General features: G+C 43.4%; 3 protein-coding genes. 1 reads left to right on the top strand and 2 read right to left on the bottom strand.

Features of this window, described 5'->3' with window-relative positions; translation table 11 throughout:
* Positions 1–83 precede the first annotated feature (83 nt).
* Positions 84–1,547, bottom strand: a complete 1,464-nt coding sequence (locus F6J99_RS42195) for a filamentous hemagglutinin N-terminal domain-containing protein (RefSeq protein WP_293122699.1) — start codon at positions 1,545–1,547, stop codon at positions 84–86.
* A 1-nt stretch (position 1,548) separates the two neighbouring features.
* On the opposite strand from F6J99_RS42195, the gene F6J99_RS42190 reads away from it, so the two are divergent.
* Positions 1,549–1,722 carry a hypothetical protein gene (locus F6J99_RS42190; RefSeq protein ID WP_293122696.1) on the top strand — a complete coding sequence of 58 codons (174 nt, stop codon included), beginning with the start codon at positions 1,549–1,551 and terminating at the stop codon, positions 1,720–1,722.
* A 329-nt stretch (positions 1,723–2,051) separates the two neighbouring features.
* On the opposite strand, the gene F6J99_RS42185 is transcribed toward F6J99_RS42190, so the two are convergent.
* On the bottom strand, positions 2,052–4,767 hold a 2,716-nt coding region (locus F6J99_RS42185; RefSeq protein ID WP_293122693.1), incomplete at its 5' end, for a translocation/assembly module TamB domain-containing protein.

Below are 4,767 nucleotides of genomic sequence, written 5' to 3'. Positions count from 1 at the left end.
CCCACGTGAATTTGAAATTCGCATGGATCATATATCAGGATTTTCAATCCAATTTCTCCCAAAAGCATATTTATTTTGGACAATCAGGCTATTGGACGAATAGTTTGATCAAAATCTCCTAGTGACCTTTCGGAATTGTTGATGGTAATCTTGCCTCCCGGACCACTGGTGTCAACAGCAGAACGAGTCAGAATCCCACTAAATAACCCATCTTCAGTGAAACCAGAGATATCAATGGCACCATTGGCATTAATCTCAATATCTCCTGATGCCCCATTGCTATTGGTAACGGTTTGAACTCTTGAGCCACCAGTGATGGTCAGACCGCTAGTGGTTAGCTCTATGTTGCCACCATTGCCGATAGCACCTGTTAGTAAATCATTAGCAATCAAACTCTTGTCACTGAGATTAGTATTGCCATTAGCGTTAATAGTGATATTGCCAGCTACGGCATCTGGTATCGATGCTCCATCGGTCAATCCAGCTTGTAACGCACTGGCTGACATTTCGAAATTAGCACTATTGATCGCAATATCTCCGCCATTAACTGAAGTGACATCTACTAAGCTACTGTTAGTCAACGAAACATCACCTCGTTGGACTCCATCGGGAAAACTTACTGATGTCGCGCCATTGAGCGTAACTGTTCCTGGACTGGATAATCCTCCTAATTCCACCCGTCCCCCTGGCACTTGCAGAGTAGCACCATTGAGGTTAACCTCACCCCCAAGTAAGGCCATGGTTTGCCCTGTCTCTATGCCTAAAGTAGCTCCTATGACGTTTACTGAGCCAGGATTGCTACCATATTGCAAACCGATCGGAATATTGATGGTTAACAATGGTGGAGCATTTGGATCACTAGCGCTAAAGTTGAAACCATTGTCAAATAGAGCACTATCGGCAGTGCTAGCGAAAAAGGAGCCTGCTACATCTAAGCGAGCATTAGATCCAAATGCAATACCATTGGGATTAAGCAAGAATAAATTAGCGCTACCATTTACTCCCAAGGTCCCCAGAATTTGAGAGAGGGTGCTACCGGTAACACGAGTCAAAATATTAGTAATGCCATCGGGATTAGCAAAATACACTCGTTGACCATTACCAACATTAAATTCCAGAAAACTGTGGAATAAGTTACTATCTCGAATCGCTCCCCCTTCGATTAAATCTGCTACTGCACCACGGATAGTCTGATTGGGAGTAACCTGAGAATTTTCATTCCCCAAGGTACTATCTGGGGTAATTTGAGCGAGGGTGGGTGAGGCGAACAATAAACATAGACTACTAACTTCGAGCAATCCCACTAAGCCCCATTGCATTCGTGAAATGGTATCTCTGGGTAGGTTTTGTATGAGGGGATTAGTGCTGTAGTGGGAACTAGATAAGGAATGAGCTTTGTGGGCAAAGGGGAAGCTTACGCATTTCATAGATAGACCTGACCGATTAGTCTCAGTCTTAGAGTTCCCCGCACTGTTGGTCAGAGGAACACCTGTGATGAACGGGTGTATCTGATTAAAGCTGTTTGAGCCGGTGGGTGGAACAGGCATCTTGCCTGTTACAATTTCCGGGCATCTTGCCTATTACAATTTCCGGGCATCAGGCGTGGAACAGGCATCTTGCCTGTTACAATTTCCCGGCGGGCTGTCCCAACGCACCCTACGCCTCTTACCCCGATGCCCGATGCCCGATTCCCGATTCCCGATTCCCGATTCCCAATTCTAAATTCTAAATTCTTAATTCTAAATTCTTAATTCTTAATTCTTAATTCTTAATTCTTAATTCTTAATTCTTAATTCTTAATTCTTAATTCTTAATTCTTAATTCTTAATTCTTAATTCTTAATTCTTAATTCTTAATTCTTAATTCTACTTGGTGGTGCGTTACGGGGCGGGCTATTATAATAGTGGCTACCCAGTGGAAAATTAGGGCGAGCCCGCCCCTAACGCACCCTACATTCTAAATTCTAAATTCTAAAGTCTAAAGTCTAAATTCTAAATTCTAAATTCTACATTCTTAATTCTTAATTCTTAATTCTTAATTCTTAATTCTAATTAAAATCGATTTTCATACTCGACAATTATCTTAGTATCATCGGAAAAATTTGTAGCACCGCGTAGCAAAATTTCTTCATTGACTCGATAGCGCAAGTTGTACTGAATTGGCTGATCAGTAGTCAACACTTTTAACAAAGAAAATGATAATTTATTAGTAATATTAATTCCTGCTTCAGCACCTAGCTCTAAGCTATCAGTGCGCCTATTATCATCTGTAACTGTAGTAGGGAAAATGCGAAATTCATCTAAGCCTGCGGCATCACCAATCAAGTTGCTAACATTACTCAGTAGTGCTGAGCCAGCCAGGTTTGCCAAACCCAAGGTAGTATTGCCTCGACCCAAGGTATCCACAAAGCCACCCCCTAATAAAGCAACAATTTCCCCTTCACTACGTTTTGGCATACTATTGAGTTCCACTCGGTCAAAGAGCTGACTTGCTAGCCCTTTTACTTTTGCTTGAACCCGAATAGTTTCTGTACTGCCAAAATTAGTTGGGTTATCGCTAATTTCATTAGCAAAGGTTTCACTGGTAATGGGTTGTTTCCTAGATTCAATTACTGATGCCACCATCTGCACATCTAACTCTGGGTCTCTGCCAAGAGTCGCTACAAATCGGGCATTATTGTTGTAATTTTTATCAAGACGAAACTGGGTGGTAAAGAGATTCACCTGACCGCGCAGCAGCTGAATGGTTCCTTCTGGTCTAATATCGCTCATGTCCCCATTAATTAGAAGGGTACCGCTGGCGAGAAAATCTAATACTGGTAGCTGTCGAACTAGGATATTTTTACCTAAGGTTAACTGTAAGTTATTGAACTCGATTAGTTCGTCACCAGCCGATCCGCTACTCCCGATCGGGGCAGTTTGAGATTCAGAAATGGGTACTTGACCATCAAACAATTCGATGTAACCACCAATTCTAGGATTAAATAGAGTCCCAGTAATGATGCTCTGACCTTGAACACCACCACTGTAAATCCCTTTGAGATTGATGGCTAGTTGATTCAGGTCAACGGTGAGGGGATTCTCTAATGGTCTAGGTAGGTCTCGCAATGGCAAATTCCCTACCGCTACTAATTTACCACCACCAAAATTCCCTTGTAAGGTGTCCACAATTTCCATCCGGTTGAAGTTAAACCGGATTTTGCCATTGACTTCTGTCAGGGGTTCGGGTAAGGCTTGGGCAGCAATGGTAGCGTTTTCTACATTAATGTTACCAATAACGGTAAGTTGCTCCAGTTGCTCTCGCCAATCTTGGTCTTGGTCAAAGGTACCGGAAATATCTAAATCTACTAGTCCTTTACCATCAACCCAAGTGATTTGTTGATTGGTCAGCATGTTCAATCGGGCAAGTCCTTCGTTTTGAACCGTCAGTTGTACACTGACTTGCCGATTTTCTGGCTCTACTTCGGCAAAGGGTAACTTGTAGGGGATTTTGGCATTTACAGTTAGGGGTTCAGACTCTTTGGTCAGAAAACTTTGGGCAAAGACGTTCAACCGCGCATTGTTGTAACTAAAGCTGCCTTTGATGGATTCTAGGGGTGTTTGGTTTAAACTGGCATCCACTACAGATATTACTCCCCTAGCTTGGGGATTGCTTAGACTTCCATAAAAGTCCGCTGTGGCATCAACAAATCCTCCGTAACCAACAGAAGCTGGAAAGTTGAACACTTCTCTAATCAGGGAAACCGGGACGTTCTTTAGCTTGAGCTGACCCGATGGACCTTGTTCACCGATACTACCGGACAAGGTGGCTAGACTCTGACCCGATTGAATCCGCACAGGTAAAAGATTCAGTAACCCTTCTTCAAAATTCCCTTGGGCAATAATTGTCTCAGCTTTATAGGAACCCCACTGCCAGTTTTCCCCTTGGAAATTAAATTGAGCACGGATGCCATCTTTGACTGAACCTTCCATACTGATACTGCCAGTAAAACTACCATTCATCTCGGTAAGCTCTGGTAACAGAAAGCTCTCTTGACGCTGCTGGCGTTGCTTCTCTAGGAGGGTGACTATTTCTGACATCCGCCGTAGGGGTTTTTTGAGCTTATTTTGTGGATTACCTACTCCAGTAACCGCAAGATCAGCGGCTGTGCCGTAGACCGGCGCTTGCAAGCCTCGACCTAGGTCAGTGATCTCAAATAGTTGTAGGGTAGTCAGAACATCCTGGATTTCTCCGAGCTTAGCCTGGAGTTCTCCTTTAAATTCTGGTCCGTTGGGGGTTTGGGTGACGTTGGCAGCAAATAAGTATTGACTATCACCTTTTTCAAACAAGCCATTGGTCAGAGTAATAGTCCCTTGCTGGTATTGGAAAAAGCCTTTTAAGCAATCACCTCTAAGGTTGTCAAAGATAGGATTTTCGATCGCAATTTTACCGGATGACCCAAAGGTCTTGAGGTTCAGAGCCATGTTCCCAGATATGTCTCCCGCCAAGGGTTTGCTTAACCATGGTTCGAGGTTTTGACCGTCTACCATACCACTACTCAAGGCCAGACTCTTAATGGTATTGATCGGAAAATTATTCACGGTCATTTGTAGCTCATCCCCTGACCGAATCCCAGTAGCAGTTTTGTTCTGATACTGCAGCAAAAAGGATACGGGTTGGTAATTGGGGTCTAGCACAACCTCCAGTTTGTCTTGATTCCCTGCTAGCTGGAGATTTACCCCTGACTTTGGTGCTATACTCACTCGACCTGTCAGTAAGGATTCAAAC

This window comes from Moorena sp. SIO4G3, assembly GCF_010692305.1.
Lineage (GTDB): Bacteria > Cyanobacteriota > Cyanobacteriia > Cyanobacteriales > Coleofasciculaceae > Moorena > Moorena producens_A.
Note: the sequence above shows the minus strand (reverse complement) of the source record. Positions and strands in the feature narration are given on the sequence as shown.

Bases quoted from the DNA above. Each gene is read 5' to 3' on its own strand.
- F6J99_RS42195 (WP_293122699.1), bottom strand. From the start codon at position 1,547: ATGCCTGTTCCACCCACCGGCTCAAACAGCTTTAATCAGATACACCCG.